The 20,575-nt window shown below is 33.1% G+C and carries 24 protein-coding genes; all 24 read left to right on the forward strand.

Going from position 1 to position 20,575, the window contains the following annotated elements; genetic code table 11:
- Window positions 1-841: 841 nt before the first annotated feature.
- The 24 genes from F6K54_RS09370 (at window position 842) to F6K54_RS09485 (ending at window position 20,542) form a co-directional block, all read left to right on the forward strand.
- Window positions 842-2,296: an RNA-guided endonuclease TnpB family protein gene (locus F6K54_RS09370; RefSeq protein WP_293076776.1), complete on the forward strand. Its 1,455-nt coding sequence runs from the start codon at window positions 842-844 to the stop codon at window positions 2,294-2,296.
- Window positions 2,293-3,753 carry an MBOAT family protein gene (locus F6K54_RS09375; RefSeq protein ID WP_293076778.1) on the forward strand — a complete coding sequence of 487 codons (1,461 nt, stop codon included), beginning with the start codon at window positions 2,293-2,295 and terminating at the stop codon, window positions 3,751-3,753. Before F6K54_RS09370 ends, F6K54_RS09375 begins: the two co-directional genes overlap by 4 nt.
- Before the next feature lie 908 nt (window positions 3,754-4,661).
- A complete protein-coding gene (locus tag F6K54_RS09380) occupies window positions 4,662-5,882 on the forward strand; it encodes an NAD(P)/FAD-dependent oxidoreductase (protein WP_293076779.1) in 1,221 nt (406 codons plus the stop codon).
- Between the two features lie 225 nt (window positions 5,883-6,107).
- Window positions 6,108-6,248: a hypothetical protein gene (locus tag F6K54_RS09385; RefSeq protein WP_293076781.1), complete on the forward strand. Its 141-nt coding sequence runs from the start codon at window positions 6,108-6,110 to the stop codon at window positions 6,246-6,248.
- Between the two features lie 25 nt (window positions 6,249-6,273).
- Window positions 6,274-6,408: a hypothetical protein gene (locus F6K54_RS09390; protein ID WP_293076783.1), complete on the forward strand. Its 135-nt coding sequence runs from the start codon at window positions 6,274-6,276 to the stop codon at window positions 6,406-6,408.
- Window positions 6,409-6,427: 19 nt separating this feature from the next.
- Window positions 6,428-6,595 (forward strand): hypothetical protein, encoded by a 168-nt coding sequence (locus tag F6K54_RS09395; RefSeq protein ID WP_293076785.1) that lies wholly within the window; start codon window positions 6,428-6,430, stop codon window positions 6,593-6,595.
- A 5-nt stretch (window positions 6,596-6,600) separates the two neighbouring features.
- Complete coding sequence (locus F6K54_RS09400) at window positions 6,601-6,723, forward strand: hypothetical protein (protein ID WP_293076787.1); 123 nt, start codon at window positions 6,601-6,603, stop codon at window positions 6,721-6,723.
- A gap of 28 nt (window positions 6,724-6,751) precedes the next feature.
- Window positions 6,752-6,883 (forward strand): hypothetical protein, encoded by a 132-nt coding sequence (locus F6K54_RS09405; protein WP_293076789.1) that lies wholly within the window; start codon window positions 6,752-6,754, stop codon window positions 6,881-6,883.
- Between the two features lie 28 nt (window positions 6,884-6,911).
- Window positions 6,912-7,043, forward strand: coding sequence for a hypothetical protein (locus F6K54_RS09410; RefSeq protein ID WP_293076789.1), 132 nt, complete (start codon window positions 6,912-6,914; stop codon window positions 7,041-7,043).
- A gap of 31 nt (window positions 7,044-7,074) precedes the next feature.
- Entirely contained in the window at window positions 7,075-7,215 is a 141-nt protein-coding gene (locus F6K54_RS09415; protein WP_293076791.1) for a hypothetical protein, read from the forward strand.
- A gap of 19 nt (window positions 7,216-7,234) precedes the next feature.
- A complete protein-coding gene (locus F6K54_RS09420; RefSeq protein WP_293076793.1) occupies window positions 7,235-7,534 on the forward strand; it encodes a hypothetical protein in 300 nt (99 codons plus the stop codon).
- A gap of 274 nt (window positions 7,535-7,808) precedes the next feature.
- Window positions 7,809-7,931, forward strand: coding sequence for a hypothetical protein (locus F6K54_RS09425; protein WP_293076795.1), 123 nt, complete (start codon window positions 7,809-7,811; stop codon window positions 7,929-7,931).
- 37 nt (window positions 7,932-7,968) lie between these two features.
- Window positions 7,969-8,106 carry a hypothetical protein gene (locus F6K54_RS09430; protein ID WP_293076797.1) on the forward strand — a complete coding sequence of 46 codons (138 nt, stop codon included), beginning with the start codon at window positions 7,969-7,971 and terminating at the stop codon, window positions 8,104-8,106.
- A gap of 22 nt (window positions 8,107-8,128) precedes the next feature.
- Window positions 8,129-8,263: a hypothetical protein gene (locus tag F6K54_RS09435; protein WP_293076799.1), complete on the forward strand. Its 135-nt coding sequence runs from the start codon at window positions 8,129-8,131 to the stop codon at window positions 8,261-8,263.
- A 25-nt stretch (window positions 8,264-8,288) separates the two neighbouring features.
- Complete coding sequence (locus tag F6K54_RS09440; RefSeq protein ID WP_293076801.1) at window positions 8,289-8,411, forward strand: hypothetical protein; 123 nt, start codon at window positions 8,289-8,291, stop codon at window positions 8,409-8,411.
- A 37-nt stretch (window positions 8,412-8,448) separates the two neighbouring features.
- A complete protein-coding gene (locus F6K54_RS09445) occupies window positions 8,449-8,571 on the forward strand; it encodes a hypothetical protein (protein WP_293076803.1) in 123 nt (40 codons plus the stop codon).
- A 31-nt stretch (window positions 8,572-8,602) separates the two neighbouring features.
- Window positions 8,603-8,731, forward strand: a complete 129-nt coding sequence (locus F6K54_RS09450; protein WP_293076805.1) for a hypothetical protein — start codon at window positions 8,603-8,605, stop codon at window positions 8,729-8,731.
- 357 nt (window positions 8,732-9,088) lie between these two features.
- Window positions 9,089-10,975: an HTTM domain-containing protein gene (locus F6K54_RS09455; RefSeq protein ID WP_293076807.1), complete on the forward strand. Its 1,887-nt coding sequence runs from the start codon at window positions 9,089-9,091 to the stop codon at window positions 10,973-10,975.
- A 527-nt stretch (window positions 10,976-11,502) separates the two neighbouring features.
- Window positions 11,503-12,984, forward strand: a complete 1,482-nt coding sequence (locus F6K54_RS09460) for an MBOAT family protein (protein WP_293076809.1) — start codon at window positions 11,503-11,505, stop codon at window positions 12,982-12,984.
- A gap of 27 nt (window positions 12,985-13,011) precedes the next feature.
- On the forward strand, window positions 13,012-14,211 hold the full coding sequence (locus F6K54_RS09465; RefSeq protein ID WP_293076811.1) for a hypothetical protein: 1,200 nt from the start codon (window positions 13,012-13,014) through the stop codon (window positions 14,209-14,211).
- Window positions 14,212-14,381: 170 nt separating this feature from the next.
- Window positions 14,382-15,605, forward strand: coding sequence for a hypothetical protein (locus F6K54_RS09470; RefSeq protein ID WP_293076813.1), 1,224 nt, complete (start codon window positions 14,382-14,384; stop codon window positions 15,603-15,605).
- Between the two features lie 60 nt (window positions 15,606-15,665).
- On the forward strand, window positions 15,666-16,898 hold the full coding sequence (locus F6K54_RS09475; protein ID WP_293076815.1) for a hypothetical protein: 1,233 nt from the start codon (window positions 15,666-15,668) through the stop codon (window positions 16,896-16,898).
- A 453-nt stretch (window positions 16,899-17,351) separates the two neighbouring features.
- Window positions 17,352-18,587: a hypothetical protein gene (locus tag F6K54_RS09480; RefSeq protein WP_293076817.1), complete on the forward strand. Its 1,236-nt coding sequence runs from the start codon at window positions 17,352-17,354 to the stop codon at window positions 18,585-18,587.
- A 434-nt stretch (window positions 18,588-19,021) separates the two neighbouring features.
- Window positions 19,022-20,542 (forward strand): 6-pyruvoyl-tetrahydropterin synthase-related protein, encoded by a 1,521-nt coding sequence (locus F6K54_RS09485; protein ID WP_293076819.1) that lies wholly within the window; start codon window positions 19,022-19,024, stop codon window positions 20,540-20,542.
- Window positions 20,543-20,575: the final 33 nt, after the last annotated feature.

Genomic DNA, 20,575 nt, shown 5'->3' on the forward strand with positions numbered 1-20,575 from the left:
CAACGACAAAAAACAACTTTTAGGAGTACACAAGTTAGTCAATTTGTCAAATCAGTAAAACCAACAAAATGCTCGTAAGCTTTTGATAATAGGCATTATCCACTTTTGTAAAGAATTTTGCTTATAAAGCATAGCTCTTTTAGGGAGAGGTAATTATCAATTATCCATTATCAATTATCCATTATCCATTAATGAACTGGTCTAAGTTTTAGACTCTTGAGCTGTTAGGGCCCTTTGCTTCAACTGCTATAGGACTTTTATTTGCGAGGACAGGGTTTAACTAGCTATTAGCTTTTAGCATTTCCGTACCGGAATGCTCCGCAAACAGCTAGCCTCTTGCAGAAGAACTGCGTTAACAGCTTTTAGCAGCTCTGGTTTAAATCCCTGGTTTCTATAAACTGGAAGGTTTAAGAGGTCTTCAAATATAAGATAAGAAATTCCCAGGGGCATTTATTGCCGTTTGCGTAGCATTCCGTAGGATGGGAATAGTGAGCTGTGCCGAGAGCGCCAGTATTGGTTAATCCAATATCAAGATATTAAGCTGTCACGATTTTCTACAGTTTAGTTCGTACGGTTTAAATCCTCTTTGAAATGTTTACTACTGACTGCTGACCGCTTTTTTAAATTAAGACTTTCTCTTCAGAAAATGAAAAACTTTAGTTACTAATAAAAAATTGCTTTTGGTAACTAAAAATAATATTTTATCAACACGTTAGCAGAAGACCCGCACCATAATATGCAGATTTGGTGTCGGGATGAATGCTCACAAATTTTTGTGCTTTAATAACATAAAAGACGCTATGCTGTAAATATTTAGTGTTAAAAAAAAAGGTCGAAAAAATTGAAAGCTAGATATAAATATCGCATCTACCCTAATCATGTCCAAATTCAGAAGTTAAGTCAATTATTTGGATGTTGTAGATATGTTTGGAATCAATCATTAGCACATTGTAATCAACTGTATGCCGATGGTATTAAAAAGCCTTCATATACTGATTTAACTAAACAATTCATCACACAAGCTAAAAGAGAGTTGCTGTGGTTAAAAGAGGTAGCCTCTACTCCATTACAACAATCATTAAAAGACTTAGACCAAGCATATAAAAACTTTTTTAATAGTTGTACTGGTAAAAGGAAAGGGATTAAGGTTAAACCTCCTAAATTTAAAAGTAGAAAGTCAAAACAAACAGCAAGATTTGTAGGAGCCAACTATCAGATTAACCAAGATAAAATCTATCTACCAAAAGTAGGTAAGATTAAAATCGTCTGGTCAAGACCATTAGCTAGTCAGCCTACATCTGTAACTATTATTAGAGATTCAGCTAATAGATATTTTGCTAGTTTTGTAGTAGAAACTTGTGCAGAACATTTACCAAAGTCTAATAACTCAATAGGAATAGATTTAGGTATTAGTACCTTTGCTACACTATCAACTGGTGAAAAGATTAAAGCGTCATTACCCTTGAAAAAGAATCTTAAGAAATTAGCAAAGTTTCAACGCAAATTATCTCGTGCTGAAGTGGGTAGTAAACGTCGTGAGAAAGCCAGACTAAAAGTAGCTAAACTTCATGCAAAAATTAAAGATGTTCGTGCAGATTTTCTACACAAGCTATCTACTAAATTGACTCATAAATACGATGTAATTGTGTTAGAAGATTTGAATGTGTCTGGGATGATTAAGAATCGTAAGTTAGCCAGAGCAATTAGTGATTTAGGTTGGAGACAATTTAGAACTTTACTAGAAGGTAAAGCCGAAAAATATGATAGAGATTTTAGAGTCATTAATCGTTGGGAGCCTACAACAAGAAAATGTAGTTGTTGTGGATTTAAAGGAGGTAAAAAAGATTTAGGGGTTTCCTGCGGAATGCTGCGCAAACGTGAGTGGACTTGTCTTAATTGTGGAGCATTTCACGATAGGGACATTAATGCTGCAATCAATATTCTTAATGCTGAATCTGTCGTTGAAACAGTAATTCAACCGATAACCAAAGTTGAATCTGTAATTGAGAATCCTGTACAACTATCACTTTTCAATGAAGTCGCCGAGGGTCAACGGTCGATTTTTATCGGACACGGAGCAGCCGTAAGACTCGCTGTAAAAAGCAAGCAAGCAGCAATGATGTGTCAACCCACCCTGAATCTTTCAAGCAACTCAGTCTGTTTGATTGATGGATGGGAATCCCGCGTTGTCTCGAAGAGCAACGTCGGGAGGATGTCAAAGTATCGACAAATACCTCATACCATAATTGATTGGGATAGGTTGCTATCAAGAATAGAGGAGGAAATAGTTAATTGAATTTTTCTGATTTTTCCTTCTGGTGGGTGCTGCTGATTTTTAGCGTGCCTTTCTTCACCATCCGCGCTCTAGGAAAAAGGTTCAATTTCTGGCAAGATTATTTTGATACCATCGGTTTGATGGTACTATCACTAACATTATTTTTAAATGCTAGTTTAAAAAGTTTTGCCGTATTTATATTCGAGGTGATTTTCAACTACATAATGGTGCGACTAATGTTGCAAAGACGTGGTTGGGAGTCAAGGGCGATCGCTACATTTTTAATAGTATTTGATGTAGCAGTATTAGCATACTTTAAATATCTCACATTTTTTGTAGAAGATGTAGTAGGTTTAGTGGTGGGAGGAATGCCTCCAAATTGGCAACAAAGTTTTCCTTTACCAGTATTTAATAGAATTCCTCCAGGAATTTCTTTTTATACTTTTCAGATGGTGGCATTTGTTGTAGATTCTTTTACAGCTAAAAAGAAAAAGCCAATTAATTTCATAGATTACGTCAACTTTATTGCATTTTTCCCTCAAATTGTAGCAGGTCCAATCGAAAGACGGAAACAATTATTACCTCAGTTAGAATCTTTTAAATTTCAATTTACTTTAGAAAACTTTGAATTGGGTTTGCGATGGTTATCTCTAGGTCTATTTATGAAATTTGTTCTAGCAGATAACATTACTCCATATATAGATCTACAACAAGCAACAAATGCTTTATTAGTTTGGTTTCATGCCTTTTTGTTTACTTTAAGAATATATTTTGACTTCGCTGGTTACAGTTTTATGGCTGTTGGTATCGCTAGAATTGTGGGAGTTAAACTAGAATTAAATTTTCTGGCACCCTATACCTCTGTCAGTATTCAAGAATTTTGGCGACGTTGGCACATTACTCTGAGTAACTGGTTTAGGGACTATGTTTTTATCCCACTAATGGGTGCAAATAAAAAGTGGGCTCCATTCTATTTATTTATAACTTTTACTCTTTCAGGTTTTTGGCATGGGGCGGCCTGGAATTTTATTTTATGGGGAGCTTACCACGGGGCATTGTTGTTGGTACTCAGATATGCTGGGAGACCTTTTCAGAGATTTGTGGGCAGATGGACTTCTAAAACTGAGTTTGTATCCTGGGCCTTGACGTTTATGGCCGTGACTCTGGGGTGTTTATTTTTTATGGAAACTAATATTAGTAGGTTGGGTACTAAGTTAGTGACTTTAGTTACACCAGGAGCTTATTCATTGTCTGGGGTTATCGATGCTTTTAGCTCTTACAGTATAAATGAGGGTTGGGCTTTAGCTGTTACTTTAGCTGTGGCGATCGGGACATTATTTTTGGAACATTTGGCAGTTTGGCAGCAGCGAGATGAATATGAATTCTTGTTATCTCCTTGGATGTCGAGAGGTTTGCTAGGTTTAACTATTTTGTTGGGGGCAACTATTCCTTCTGCATTTATTTACTTTGAGTTTTAATTATGAAGTTCTAGAACACTAAAACTTTAAAATTTTTTCATCAATCAAATCAAGGAGCTATACCATTTATTCCAACTACTGTTAAAGATGATTTAAAACAGTTATTTCGGAAGGATATTTTAAATTTGCAAGAACTTTTGGGGCGTGAAATACCGTGGTTAACGGATGAGATGTGATTGTATTGCATTTCAGTTGGGGTAATAATGTATAGCTATCAGCATTTCCTACAGAATGCTCCGCAAACAGCTAGATTCAAAATTATTACTTGTAAAATAAATGAAGTTTTAGAGGTAGCTTAATATTTGCTTCGACTGCTATCTGTAGGATAATATTGAATAGTAAAGTTGGTTAGGTACTAATACATTTTGCTCAGACAAGAAAGTTGTATTTAACTTGATTCAAAAGTTTAATTGCCTGTAAAAGCTTTGAAGTTAATTTGGAATCAATTACCGAATAATTAAGGTTTAAAGCTTCTACTTTAAAGGAGAAACAAGAAAAATTTTTCCTTTGAGTCAATCCTCTTTTTTTTCAAGGAGAGTTAATAATTAGGGTTTGCGTATGGAAAGTCTTTTTGCTGGGGTAGGAGGCAGGAGACAGGAGACAGGAGAAACGGAAATTATAGAAGAAGTAGTCAAAAGAATCGTCCCTTTATTTTTCTGCCATAATCTTCCCGAAATACTAGCTTTTTGAGCTTTTCGGTCTAAAAAACTTGTACTTTTTTCGACCAAAATAAGGCTGAAACCAATATCAGTAAATGCTTTAATATTGAATCAGCAAGCCCTAATTAATAATTAATAATTAATAATTCATTGTTGAAGGCTGTTTCCTGAAAATTTTAAGACCGGGAATTGCTAGGAGTAATTTTTATATAATAGGCAAAAAATCAATAATTATCTATATTAAAAGCTGTGGAAACTGGAAAAATATCTGAAACAGTAAAAGGAAGTAATTTACCTACAAAAATTTGTATTTTAGGCGGTGGCTTCGGCGGTCTTTATACAGCATTGTATTTACAAAGCTTTCGGGGATTTAAACAGGAAAACTGTCAAATAACTTTAATAGATATAAACGATCATATTGCATTTACTCCTTTACTTTATGAGGTGATTACAGATGAACTTAAAACTTGGGAAATAGCTCCATCTTTTGATAAATTACTCAAAAATAAAGATATTCAGTTTTGCCAAGATGAGGCGAAAGATATTGATTTTAAAGCTCGTGAAGTTAAACTTTTGGAGGGAGGAAGTTTACCTTATGATTATTTAGTTATTGCTGTGGGTGTCACTAATGGAAAAATGCCAAATGGTGCAGAAAATGTTTTGACATTTAGAACTTTGGCTGATATTCAAAGACTCGAACAAAAGTTACAAAGTTTGGAAAATTCTAGCAAAGAAAAAATTCTGGTAACTATTGTTGGTGGAGGGCCGAGTGGGGTAGAGTTAGCAGGAAAAATAGCGGATAGATTGGGTAAAAGGGGAGAAATACGCCTGATAGAAAGAGGAAAGGAAATTCTGAAAAGTTTTACTTCTGCTACTCGGAAAAATGCTCAACGTGCTTTGGATAAAAGAAATGTTTTAATCAGTTTACAGACGGGTGTGAATGCTATTGAAGCTGACCAAGTTACTATTTTGCAAGCTGGAGAAACTGCTGTTATTCCTACGGATTTAATATTATGGACTGCGGGAGTTCAAATGAGAGAGTGGGTGAAAAATTTGGATTGTTCTCATAATTCTAGAGGTCAACTTATTTGTGAGCCAACTTTACAGTTAGTTGACTATCCAGAAGTATTTGTATTGGGAGATATTGTGGAGATTTCATACCCTAATAAAAAACAACTTCCAGCAACAGCTCAAGTTGCTTATCAACAAGCAAGTCAAGCAGCAAAAAATCTGTGGAAAAGTTTAAATAATAAACGCCCAAGACCGTTTCATTATTTACATTTAGGAGAGATGATTACTTTGGGGATGAATACGGCAGCTATTTCTAGTTTTGGTATTAGTTTATCTGGCTCTTTTGCTGCTTTAGTTAGGTTAGGAGTTTATATTCAAAGATTACCTACTTTATCTCACAAATTGCAAGTTATTCGCCATAGATTACAAGTTTGGTGGCAACATTTATTTGGCAAATAAGCTAATGCCGCTACGCGGAAGTCAAAAGTTAAAAGTTAAAAGCGAGTGTGTAATTCTGAGGTTTCCTCAGAATGTAAGATGCACTCAAGACAGTCAAAAGTATTTATTTGTAATTGTTTTAGGATTTTGTAACCAGTTATTTCCGCCATCCTGCACTACTCATAAAAAGTTGAGTTAACGAAGTCAGAAGTCAGAAGTTGTGTTGATAAAATTAATAACTAAATAATGAAAATGACAGTAAGTATGGAAAAGGAAAAAAAGAATTTCAGTGCCAGACAGGAAAAAATGTTTGGTTTAGATTTGCGATCGCTTGCTCTATTTAGAGTAGGATTAGCAAAGGAAGTCAGAAGTCAGAAGTTGTATTGATAAAATTAATAACTAAATAATTAAAATGACAGTAAGTATGGAAAAAGAAAAAAATAATTTCAGTGCCAGACAGGAAAAAATGTTTGGTTTAGATTTGCGCTCGCTTGCTCTATTTAGAGTAGGATTAGCAAAGGAAGTCAGAAGTCAGAAGTTGTATTGATAAAATTAATAACTAAATAATGAAAATGACAGTAAGTATGGAAAAAGAAAAAAATAATTTAAGTGGGACACTGGAAAAATTGTTTGGTTTAGATTTGCGCTCGCTTGCTCTATTTAGAGTGGGTTTAGCAAAGGAAGTCAGAAGTAAGAAGTCAGAAGTTGTATTGATAAAATTAATAACTAAATAATTAAAATGACAGTAAGTATGGAAAAGGAAAAAAAGAATTTCAGTGCCAGACAGGAAAAATTGTTTGGTTTAGATTTGCGCTCGCTTGCTCTATTTAGAGTGGGGTTAGCAAAGGAAGTAAGAATTTAGAAGTTGTTTTTATAAAATTAATAACTAAATGATTAAAATAACAGTAAGTATGGAAAAGGAAAAAAATAATTTAAGTGGGACACTGGAAAAATTGTTTGGTTTAGATTTGCGCTCGCTTGCTCTATTTAGAGTGGGATTAGCAAAGGAAGTAAGAATTTAGAAGTTGTTTTTATAAAATTAATAACTAAATGATTAAAATAACAGTAAGTATGGAAAAGGAAAAAAATAATTTAAGTGGGACACTGGAAAAATTGTTTGGTTTAGATTTGCGCTCGCTTGCTCTATTTAGAGTGGGATTAGCAAAGGAAGTAAGAATTTAGAAGTTGTTTTTATAAAATTAATAACTAAATAATGAAAATGACAGTAAGTATGGAAAAGGAAAAAAAGAATTTCAGTGCCAGACAGGAAAAATTGTTTGGTTTAGATTTGCGCTCGCTTGCTCTATTTAGAGTGGAATTAACAAAGGAAGTCAGAAGTCAGAAGTTGTATTGATAAAATTAATAACTAAATAATGAAAATGACAGTAAGTATGGAAAAAGAAAAAAATAATTTCAGTGGGACACTGGAAAAATTGTTTGGTTTAGATTTGCGCTCGCTTGCTCTATTTAGAGTGGAATTAGCAAAGGAAGTAAGAAGTCAGAAATCAGAAGTTATAAGTTGTTTTTATAAAAGTAATAACTACATAATTAAAATGACAGTAAGTATGGAAAAGGAAAAAAATAATTTCAGTGGGACACTGGAAAAAATGTTTGGTTTAGATTTGCGATCGCTTGCTCTATTTAGAGCTATGCTTTACCCACATCTTTCTTAACATAAAGCTTGACAAAATAGACGAGTTATGTATAAGACTTGGTTCTGCTTTTTCGGGAGAAAAAATGTATGGAAAAATACTTTTTTTTTTGACAACTTCAGTAGTTTTACTTAGCTACTATCATTTTTTCTCCTTTCTCCCCTGCTCCCTGTTCCCCTTATCCCCACAAGGGTTTCAAGACTTATGGGTAAGGGATAGCTATTTAGAGTGGGGTTAGCAAAGGAAGTCAGAAGTCAGAAGTTGTGTTGATAAAATTAATAACTACATAACGAAAATGACAGTAAGTATGGAAAAGGAAAAAAATAATTTCAGTGGGAAACTGGAAAAATTGTTTGGTTTAGATTTGCGCTCGCTTGCTCTATTTAGAGTGGGATTAGCAAAGGAAGTAAGAATTTAGAAGTTGTTTTTATAAAAGTAATAACTACATAACGAAAATGACAGTAAGTATGGAAAAGGAAAAAAATAATTTCAGTGGGACACTGGAAAAATTGTTTGGTTTAGATTTGCGATCGCTTGCTCTATTTAGAGTGGAATTAGCAAAGGAAGTCAAAAGTCAGAAGTTGTTTTTATAAAAGTAATAACTACATAACGAAAATGACAGTAAGTATGGAAAAAGAAAAAAATAATTTCAGTGGGACACTGGAAAAAATGTTTGGTTTAGATTTGCGCTCGCTTGCTCTATTTAGAGTAGGATTAGCAAAGGAAGTCAGAAGTCAGAAGTTGTATTGATAAAATTAATAACTAAATAATTAAAATGACAGTAAGTATGGAAAAAGAAAAAAATAATTTCAGTGCCAGACAGGAAAAAATGTTTGGTTTAGATTTGCGCTCGCTTGCTCTATTTAGAGTGGGATTAGCAAAGGAAGTAAGAATTTAGAAGTTGTATTGATAAAATTAATAACTAAATAATTAAAATGACAGTAAGTATGGAAAAAGAAAAAAATAATTTCAGTGCCAGACAGGAAAAAATGTTTGGTTTAGATTTGCGCTCGCTTGCTCTATTTAGAGTGGAATTAGCAAAGGAAGTAAGAATTTAGAAGTTGTATTGATAAAATTAATAACTAAATAATGAAAATGACAGTAAGTATGGAAAAGGAAAAAAATAATTTCAGTGGGACACTGGAAAAATTGTTTGGTTTAGATTTGCGCTCGCTTGCTCTATTTAGAGTGGGATTAGCAAAGGAAGTAAGAATTTAGAAGTTGTTTTTATAAAATTAATAACTAAATAATGAAAATGACAGTAAGTATGGAAAAAGAAAAAAATAATTTCAGTGGGACACTGGAAAAAATGTTTGGTTGAGATTTGCGCTCGCTTGCTCTATTTAGAGTGGGATTAGCAAACTAAGTCAGAAGTCAGAAGTTGTGTTGATAAAATTAATAACTACATAACGAAAATGACAGTAAGTATGGAAAAGGAAAAAAATAATTTCAGTGGGAAACTGGAAAAATTGTTTGGTTGAGATTTGCGCTCGCTTGCTCTATTTAGAGTGGGATTAGCAAAGGAAGTAAGAATTTAGAAGTTGTTTTTATAAAAGTAATAACTACATAACGAAAATGACAGTAAGTATGGAAAAGGAAAAAAATAATTTCAGTGGGAAACTGGAAAAATTGTTTGGTTTAGATTTGCGCTCGCTTGCTCTATTTAGAGTGGGGTTAGCATTAGTAATTATTGTAGATTTAATTATCCGTGCAGGAGATTTAAGGTCTCTTTATAGTGATGCTGGAGTTATGCCTCGGACATTACTTAAGGAAATTGCAAATCCCTTTTATTGGTCAATAAATTCAATTAGTGGCGAACCTTTTGTACAGGGTTTAATTTTCTTAATTATTGGATTAATTGCTATAGCTTTGTTGGTAGGATATCGAACTAGATTAGCAACTATTGCTATGTGGGCATTTGTTATTTCTATTCAAAATAGAAATCCAGCTCTAAATTTTGCTGGGGATGCTGTACTGCGTGCTTTGCTTTTTTGGGCAATGTTTTTACCTTTAGGAGCAAGTTATTCAATAGATAGTGCTCTTAATTCTTCACCAGAAAAATTACCTAAACGTATTGCTTCTGCTGCTACTGTGGCACTGATGATTCAAATAGTGCTGATTTATGCAGGTTCGGCAGCTTATAAGACTAAGAGTGAGATTTGGTGGCCTGATGGAGATGCAGTTTATTATGCTCTGAATTTTGATGGCTATGCTACGCCATTTGGGCAATTTTTACTAAGTTTTCCTGAACCTATATTAAAGTTACTAACCTGGATAGCTCTTTGGTTTGAATGGTTAGGGCCTTTGATGATTTTTATTCCTGTTGGAATTACATTTTTCCGCTGGGTTTCTGTGGTTTTATTTATTCTTTTACATATTAGTTTTGGTTTATCTTTTGAACTAGGAGTATTTCCTTATTTATGTGTGGTTATTTGGTTGGTTTTTATTCCTACGGAAGTCTGGGATAATTGGGAGAAAAAAATCCAGACTAATGAACGTCAAGGATTGAGAATTTATTATGATGCAGACTGTGGATTTTGTAAGAAAGTTGTTTATCTGTTACGCACGTTTCTAATATTACCAGGAACGCCATTAACTACTGCTCAAACTGATGAATCTATCTATGTTGATATGCAGGAGAAAAATTCTTGGGTTGTTGTAGACTGGCAAGAAAATCGACATTTTAAGTGGGAAGCTTTGGTTTATGTATTTAGTTTGTCTCCTATTTTTAAACCTTTGGCTTTCTTGATGGGATTATCAGCGATAATGCCTCTAGGAACGAAATTTTATGAATCTATTGCTAATAATAGAAAATTTGCTGGAAATTTTACTAAACCATTGCAATTTCGTCCTCTAGATGTAGGTCCTAATTTAGGATTAAATATTGTTGTATCTTTATTACTTATCTATACTTTGATTTGGAATGTTAAAGGTTTTGTTCAACAAACTTATAACAGAAGACAAGAAAAGAAACAGGATTTTATTACTAAAGCTGACAAATTATTTAAACGTAAGACTGTACAACAGTTAGATGTATTTAGTAGGGTGACAAGATTAGACCAATTATGGAGTATTTTTGCACCTGCTCCACCGAGAGATGATGGTTGGCACGTTATTCAGGGTAATTTAAAAAATGGGAAAGAGGTTGATGTTTTATATGAGAAAGGAGAGTCTGTAAGTTGGGATAAACCGACGATGAAACAATTTAATAACTTGTATAAGAATATGCAGTGGCGGAGTTATTTTGTGACTCTAAATCGAGCTATGGGTAGAAAACTTTATCCTTATTATGCAGAGTATGTTTGTCGTGAATGGAATAATAAGTATGAGGGTTCTGAAAAATTAGAAAGTTTGGATATTTTTTATATGGATGAGAGAACTGTTCCCCCAGGAGAAATACAAACTGTGGAAAAGAAAAATATTATGCAAAAATCTTGTTCGGATGAACAAAACAATATTTAGGATCTGCTGAAAAAATTGGTCGGTGGGGGTAGGACACGGGGACACGGAGATGAGGGCAGGGCTGTTTCATTCTCGATAGACACGGGAACTGAGGCTTTTAATCATAAATTAAAAGTTGACTTTTTACAATTTTAGTCAGAGCAAAAGGGAGGCTTATTGGCTGAAAAATCGGCAAATTTTGGTAAATTTCACTGTTCCACATTAGTCAATCCTCTTCTTTATCAAAGAGAGGTAATTGTTAATTAGGGCTTGCTGATTAAATATAAAAGTATTGACATATAAAGACTTTAGTATTTTTGAGGTTGGAAAAAGTGCGCCTGTTTCAGTCTAAAACGCTCAAAAAGTTAGTCTTTTAGGCAAGAGTTGAGCAGAATAATATTGGGACAATTCTTATTCCTGCCTCCTCTAAATTCCCATTTATCCTGTCTCCTGTCTCCTGTCTCCTGTCTCCTACCCCTGCTAAAAGACTTTTTCAGCAAACCCTAATTATTAATTATTAATTATTAATTATTAATTGTTTACTAGCTATGCTATTTAATTCTTACGTTTTTATCTTTTGTTTTTTACCTTTAACTCTGATTGTATTCTTTGGTTTAACGAGATTTGGTTTAATTAAGGCTGCAAAAGTTTGGTTGACAGCTAGTTCATTTGCTTTTTACGGTTATTGGAAGATTGCTTATTTGCCTCTGCTCATAATTTCCATTTTATGGAATTATCAAATGGGAAAATTTATTGCTCAGGCTAAACCAGAAAGTAAGCAAGCAAATGTTTTACTTTGGGTAGGTATAGCTATTAATTTAGCAATAATTTCCTATTATAAATATGCGAACTTTTTCTTGGATACTGTTAATTCAGTAGTTTCTACAAATTTGAATGCTGGGCAAATTATTTTGCCTTTGGCTATTTCTTTTTATACTTTTACTCAGATAGCTTATTTGGTTGATGCTTATCGTGGAGAAACAAGAGAGACGAATTATGACTTATTAACTTATAGTTTATTTGTAGTTTTCTTCCCTCAATTAATTGCCGGACCTATTTTACGCCACGATGAACTTATTCCTCAGTTTCGTCAACTGCGTAGTTATATTTTTTCCCAGAAAAATATGGCTTTGGGTTTAAGTCTTTTTAGTCTGGGATTATGTAAAAAAGTTTTGATAGCTGACACTATATCTCCATGGGTAGCACTAGCATTTAATAATGCTGCAGATTTGAGTTTTATTGAAGCTTGGGTGGGAGCTTTAAGTTACACTTTTCAGCTATATTTTGATTTTTCTGGTTATTCTGATATGGCGATCGGTTTGGGGTTAATGTTTAATATTAAATTACCGATTAATTTTAACTCTCCCTACAAGGCTACTTCTATTAGTGATTTTTGGCGAAGATGGCATATTACTTTATCCAATTTTCTCAGGGATTATTTATATATTCCTTTGGGTGGAAGTCGTCGTGGAGAAGTGCGTCGTTATAGTAATCTTTTGACAACGATGCTGTTAGGTGGATTATGGCATGGTGCAGGTTGGACTTATGTAGTTTGGGGAGGGTTACATGGTGTTTATTTATGTATTAATCATGGTTGGCGAAAGTTGAATATTCCGATGCCGAAAGTATTGGCATGGGTAATTACTTTTGTTGCTGTTATTGTTAGTTGGGTATTATTTAGAGCGCAAAATTTTCAGGATGGTTTAGATATTTTACAGACAATGTCAGGTCTGAATGGCATTGTTATACCAGGGGAAGCTAAGGGTAAATTATCTGTGTTAACTAATTTTGGTTTTCAGCTTAAATCTTGGTCGGGTATGACTTATTTACCGGAATTTTTAGGGAGTAAAATTTTCTCAATTTTGGCTTTAATAACTTTAACTTTTTCTGTAAGTTTCTTACCGAATACTCAGGAAATTTTGGCAAAGTTGAAACCTACTTGGTGGTGGGCAGTTTGGATTGGTGTTTTGACAAGTATGGCTTTATTGTCACTGAATCGTGTGTCTGAATTTCTTTATTTCCAATTTTAAATTTTTTGGATAAATTATGAGGTAAATATGAGTATAAATAATCGACTTAGTTCTACTTACTCCCAAGCTTCATCTCCACAAAAATCAGAAAAATATGTGTTAAAAAATAAGAGAAGATACCGCAGATATAATTGGCTGTTTTTATTGTCGGCTCTAATACCTGTAGTAGCAGTAGGAGGATTTAATATTATTATCGATCCTTATGATGTATTTAATACTCCCAATTTTTTCGGTATAAATCATTCAAAACCCCGGAAAGAGAATAATGATCGCCTATATAAAGCAACAGATATTATTCGGATTAAACCTGTTACAGTTTTGATGGGTTCATCCAGAACAAAAAAAGCTTTAGCCTCCAATCATGGGACTTTAGAAAATCATCAGCGAGCTTACAATTTAGGTTTGAATGGTATAAATGCTTATGAATTACGACGTTATTTACAACACGCAATAGCTAATCAAAAAGATTTAGACTTAGTGATTATCGGCTTAGATTTTTTTATGTTTAATAAATTCAGAGAAAATTCTGTGAATTTTTCTGAACATAGATTAGAAAAAGAGCATATTTTCTCAGAAGATTTTATCAATGTTAGCTTTTCTTTGGATGCAACATTAGCAAGTATGGAAACAATAGTTAATAGTAATAAAAATCAACTAGATAATAGTGGTTATAGAGTAAATAGATTATTGAAATTTAAAGGCGCAATTAATAATGCCTTTGAACGTAATTTTGGTATGTATAAACTATCTATTCAGTTCTTGGGTGAATTGAAAATCATAGTAGATTTATGTCAACAAAATCAAATCAAGTTAATATCATATATTTCTCCCTCTCATGCGACTCAGTGGGAAGTAATTAGAATATCTGGTGAATGGTCAACTTTTGAAGAATGGAAACGCCAAGTTGTAAAAATAATACCTGTATTTAATTTTTCTGGATATAACAGTATCACAACAGAACCTATCCATAATGATATGGAAAACTATAGAGATAATTCTCATTATACTCCTAAAGTAGGAAATTTAATTTTGAATAGACTCCTCTCTTACAAAGAAGAAGAAGTTCCACAGGATTTTGGAATCTTAATTAATTCAGAAAATATTGAATCTCATCTCACAAAAATTCGTCAAGACCAAGAAATTTGGGTAAAAAATAATCCTGATGAAGTGAAGTTAGTAAAAGAAATTAAACAAAAATATGATGCTTCACTAATAGAAAAAAATTAGACAACTAATAAGGTGCAAAAAAAACTACATATATAACTAAAACTACATTGGCTCAAAAACTTTTTTCCTTCTGCTTTGTCATCATAATAATTTTTAACGCCTACATACTGAAAAATTATATTTATATTAGCTAAAAGACATTTTTATTTAGAAATAAATTGGAAATAAATATGAGTATAAATAATCAACTTAATTCTATATACCCCCAAGCTTCACCTCCCAAAAAATCGGAAAAATCTGTGCTAAACAAGAGAAAATATCACCGATATAATTGGCTATTTTTACTGTCTGCTCTACTACCTGTAGTAGCAGTAGGATTATTCAATATTGTTGTCGATCCTTACGATGTATTTAAGACTCCCAAGTTCTGGGGAATAAATCATTCAAAACCTCGGAAAGATAATAACGATCGTCTATTTAAAGCAACTGATATTATTCGGATTAAACCTGTTACTATTTTGCTAGGTTCCTCTAGAACAAAACGCGCTCTAGATCCAAATCATCCTGCTTTAGAAAATAATCAGCCAGCTTATAATTTAAGCCTTGATAACCCCAATGTTTATGAATTACGACGCTACTTAGAACACGCGATCGCTAATCAGAAAAAATTAGATTTAGTGATTATCGGCTTAGATTTTTTTATATTTAATTCATTGATAGGAACTAGGCAAAGTTTTTCTGAACAAAGACTAGAAAAAAAATATATTATCTTGGAAGACTTGCTGAATATTACCTTTTCTTTGGATGCTTTGGTTGCTAGTCAAGAAACAGTAATTGATAGTAATAAAAATCTACCAAATAATATTTTTGATGGAGAAAATGGATTTATACCTTATCTAAATGTTGACCCTAAAAAAACTAAGTCTAGATTTGAAAAAATTATGAATAATTATTATGAAGGCTACTATACAACCTATCAACTATCTAATCAATTACTAGATGAATTCAAAAAAGTAGTTGATTTATGCAAAAAAAATCAAATTAAGTTAATATCATATATTTCTCCTGCTCATGCAACTCAATGGGAAATTATTAAAAGTTCTGGTCAGTGGTCAACTTTTGAAGAATGGAAACGTAAAATTGTAGAAATTAGTGATGTATTTGACTTTTATGGATACAACAGCATCACAACAGAACCTATCCATAATGATATGGAAAACTATAGAGAGAATTCTCATTACACTCCTAAAGTAGGAAATTTAATTTTGAATAGACTCCTCTCTTACAAAGAAGAAGAAGTTCCACAGGATTTTGGAATTTTAATTAATTCAGAAAATATTGAATCTCATCTCACAAAAATTCGTCAAGACCGAGAAATTTGGGCTAAAAATCATCCTGGTGAAGTGAAGTTAGTAAAAGAAATTAAACAAAAGTTTGATGCTTCACTAAACTAGATAAAAATTATATTGAAGATATTGAATTAACTAAAGTCTACTTTAACTGGGATTTATATTATGAGCGTTAATAATCAACTTAGTTCTACTTACTCTCAAACTTCATCTCCCCAAAAATCAGAAAAAGTTGTGGGAAATAAAATCAAATATCTTCGATATAATTGGATATTTTTATTGTCGGTATTTATCCCTGTAGTTACTGTAGGATTGTTCAATATTGTTGTCGATCCTTATGATGTATTTAATACTCCTAATTTATGGGGAATAAATCATTCAAAACCTAGAAAAGATAATAACGACCGCCTTTACAAAGCAACTGATATTATTCGGATTAAACCTGTTACTATTTTGACTGGTTCATCTAGAACAAAACAAGGTTTAGACCCGAATCATCCGGCTTTAGAAGATGAGCAACCTGCTTATAATTTAGCTCTCAATGGTACCAATATTTATGAATTACGACGTTATATAGAACACGCAATCTCTAATCAGAAACAACTAGATTTAGTTATTGTTGGCTTAGATTTTTTGATGTTTAATTCATTGCGTAAAAATCGAGGAGTTTTTTCAGAAAAGAGATTAGAAAAACAGTATATTTTCTTCAAAGATTTTATTAATGTAACCTTTTCTCTAGACGCTGTGCAGGCAAGCAAGGAGGCTATAATTGATAGTAAGAAAACTCCATTAGAATATCCAGGTTACGGAGAAAATGGATTTATGCCCGAACTAAATCTCGATCCTGAAGAAACTCAGCAGAGATTTGGAGGAAACATCTTCCTGTATTTTAAAAGTCCAGACTCTAGGTATCAACTATCCACTAAATTCTTGGATGAATTGAAAAAAATAGTAGATTTATCTGAAAAAAATCAAATCAAGCTAATGTTATTTATTTCTCCCTCTCACGCAACTCAGTGGGAAACAATTAGAGCAACAGGTAAATGGTCAACTTTTGAAAAATGGAAACGTGAAGTTATAAAAATTACCCCTATACTTGATTTTTCTGGATACAACAGCATCACTACTGAACCTATCCATAATGATATGGAAAACTATAGAGATAATTCTCATTACACTCCTAAAGTAGGGAATTTAATTTTGAATAAGCTCCTCTCTTACAAAGAAGAAGAAGTTCCAGAGGATTTTGGAATTTTAATTAATTCAGAAAATATTGAATCTCATCTCACAAAAATTCGCCAAGACAGAGAAATTTGGGCAAAAAATAATCCTGATGAAGTGAAGTTGGTAAAGGAAATTAAACAGAAATATGATGCTTTGCGAGCAGAAAAAAATTAGATCAGTAATAAGACGTAAAAAAACTAAAGATATAATGAAAAATACAGTTAGTCAAAAACCTTTGTACTTCTTCCTTGTCATCATCATAATTTTGAAGGGTTACCTACTTAGGGTTTGCTGAAAAAGTCTTTTAGTAGGGGTAGGAGACAGGAGACAACCCACCCCTCGCCCCTCCCCCTCCCAACCCACCCCTAGCCCCTCCCAGGAGGGGAGGGGAAGACAGGAGAAATGGGAATTATAGAGGAGGTAGTCGGAAAAATTGTCCCAAGATTGTTCTACCATAATTGTCTCAAAATAATAGTTTTTTGAGTTTTTTGAGCCGAAAAGCTGGCACTTTTTTAGACCAAAAAATTCTAAAACCAATATCAGTCAATGCTTTGATATTTAATCAGCAAACCCTACTTAAACACTATATTGAAATGAGCTAAAAAAAAATTTTATTTGGAGATAAATATGAGTATAAATAATCAACTTAGTTCTACATCCTCTCAAGCTTATCCTTCCAAAAAATCGGAAAAATATGTGCTAAACAAGAGAAAATATCACCGATATAATTGGCTTTTTTTTATGTCAGCTCTACTACCTGTAGTAGCAGTAGGAATATTCAATATTGTTGTCGATCCTTATGATGTATTTAATACTCCCAATTTCTTAGGAATAAATCATTCAAAACCTCGGAAAGATAATAGCGATCGCTTATATAAAGCAGCAGATATTATTCGCATCAAACCTGTAACTATCTTGATTGGTTCATCCAGAACAAAACAAGGTTTAGACCCCAATCATCCTGCTTTAAAAAATGAACAACCTGCTTACAATTTAGCTATCAATGGTATCAATGCTTATGAATTACGACGTTATTTAGAACACGCGATCGCCAACCAAAAAGATTTAGATTTGGTTATTCTTGGCTCGGATTTTTTCATGTTTAATTCATTACTGGAAAATCGAGCAGGTTTTTCTGAAGATAGGTTAGAAAAACAGCATATTTCCTTGAAAGATATAATCAATATTGCCTTTTCTGTAGATGCACTTTCAGCAAGTAAAGAAACGATAGTTGATAGTAAAAAAAATCCACCAGATGATATTGTTTCTGGAGAAAATGGATTTATGCCTTATCTAAATCCTAACCCAGAAACAACTCAGTGGAGATTTAGAAATGGCATCAATGTTTATTATAATTTTCATGCTAAATATGAATTATCTACTCCATTAGATGAATTGAAAAAAATAGTAGATTTGTGTCAACAAAATAACATCAAGTTAATACTATTTATTTCTCCTTCTCATGCAACTCAATGGGAAGCTATTAGAGCAACAGGTGAGTGGTCAACTTTTGAAGAATGGAAACGTGAAGTGGTAAAAATTACTCCTGTATTTGATTTTTCTGGGTATAACAGTATCACAACTGAACCTATCCATAATGAAATGGAAAACTATAGAGATAATTCTCATTACACAAAAAAAGTAGGCGATTTAATTCTCAACCGGATTTTATCCTATCAAGAAGAAGAAGTTCCAGAGGATTTTGGTATTTTTATTAATTCAGAAAATATTGAATCTCATTTAACAAAAATTCGTCAAGACCGTGAAGTTTGGGCAAAAAATAATCCTGATGAAGTGAAATTGGTAGAAGAAACTAAACAAAAGTTTGATGAAAAAATCAGCGGAAAAATAAATAAAAACTAGATTTAATTATAAAAAAAAAATTTCATTGGCAAGTAAATATGACGTAAGCATTCAGCTATTAGCAGTCAGCTAGCCTCCTCCGAAGGAACTGCGGACTTCAGCAACAAGACTCTCTACTTAAAGGACGGTGTTTAAATTAACAACATAGTTAGACTGTTTTATTCTTAGACTTATCCATTTTTAGTAGGTATAATTATTAGTGTATTTAGTATTATCATACTTGCGGGATACTGGTATAAATTTGCTTGAAGCTAATTAAAAAATTATTATCAGAAATTAACTAATTTGGTAAGCTGATGACACAAGAAACAAGTTTAAACAGATTCTTATCCAGAACCTCTAAGATTCCCCCTCAGTTCTCTCTTCCACCCTATTTAATTGAAGGGGGAATAGTTTTTCTAATCTTTATAGCGACTTTAATTATCAATTCAAGGATGATTAGGTATGGACTTAATCTTAATTTCAATGTCGATATTAAGTGGCACCTTACATGGATTCAACATTTTTCTCAACAACTTTCTGAAGGAATTTTATATCCTAGATGGCTTGCAGGAACTAACTACGGCTATGGTAGTCCTACCTTTGTCTTTTACCCACCTCTTGCTTACTATCTTGGCTATTTTCTCAAGTTAAGTGGATTCAATATCCAAGATACTGCCATTATTCTTTTCTCCTCAGCACTTTTCTTATCAGGTTTGACTTTTTATATTTATGGTCGAAATAAGTGGAGAAGGATTCCTGCTTTAGCTGGTGCATTGGTTTATATGACATCCCCATATATTGCTCATGATATCTACTATCGAGGAGGTTTATCATCCATATTTGTTCAGGCATTGATTCCTTTACTTTGGTGGCTAACCGAGCAGTCTTTCTCAGGGAAAAAATGGCGATTGGGACTAGCTATTTGTTGGACAATAATTGCCTTAACTCATACTCCAAGCTTGTTGCTTTGTGCAATTGTCTGGCTGTTTTATACATTATTTTTTCTACTCAACAAACCTTGGAAAGCTGTAGTAGAAATAATTTTATCAGCAGGTGTAGGATTGGGCATGGCTTCTTTCTATCTACTACCAGCTATTCTAGAAAAACGTTTTGTTAATATTGAGGTAATGAAGCAGGTTGCCGGAGGAGTTAAATATAATATTTTTAACTTAACACAGCTTTTTAGTCTAATTCAGAATAATCATGAGGCTGCCTATATTTTTCTTCATCAGTTCTTAGCAATTGCTGTCTTGATAATAATTGCTTTTGTTTTCTGTCGCCGTCAGTCCCCTATTCTTCAGGAAACTTGTCATTGGAGCATTTTTGCACTTACTTTAACTTTTTTTATGAGTTCCTGGTCTGGGTTTATCTGGCAAGCTAGTCCAACTTTACAAATGGTTCAGTTTCCCTGGCGGTTATTACAGATTTTTTCTTTTGTTGGGGCTGCCTTATATGCAACAGTTTTCAGTGGAATTCTTAAACTTCGTCTGCGTTCTCGATTTTTATTATCCTTAGTAATTGTGGGAATTCTGCTGATGAATTTCAGGTACTTTTATCAACGATCAACCGAATACATTGCACTTCGTAATCCAGGAAAAGCTAATGTTGAACATCTTCAATACACCAAGACAATTATGAATGATCCATACACGGGTAAATTGATTGATGTTAAAGAGTACCGTCCTCTTCTAAAAAATGCTTCTTCCTCTCCACCTGTACCACTCATTGGTCAACCCAAGATTTCTGTTGTTACTGGTCAAGCAACAATAAATATCCAGCAATGGCAAAGCTACAATAGAGTATTTTCCGTCACTACAGAAAAACCTTCCAATATCAGAGTCCGAACCTATTACTATCCAGCTTGGCGTATTTATGTTAATCAGAAACCTTATGCTCTAAGTATGGCTAATGATGGAACAATTGAACTCAAGCTAAATCCAGGTGAGTATCGTAAAGTTTTATTAGTTTTATAGAATAACATAGAAAAACAACTAAAAATATCTTAG

This window comes from Okeania sp. SIO3B5, assembly GCF_010692555.1.
In the GTDB taxonomy this organism is placed as follows: Bacteria; Cyanobacteriota; Cyanobacteriia; order Cyanobacteriales; family Microcoleaceae; genus Okeania.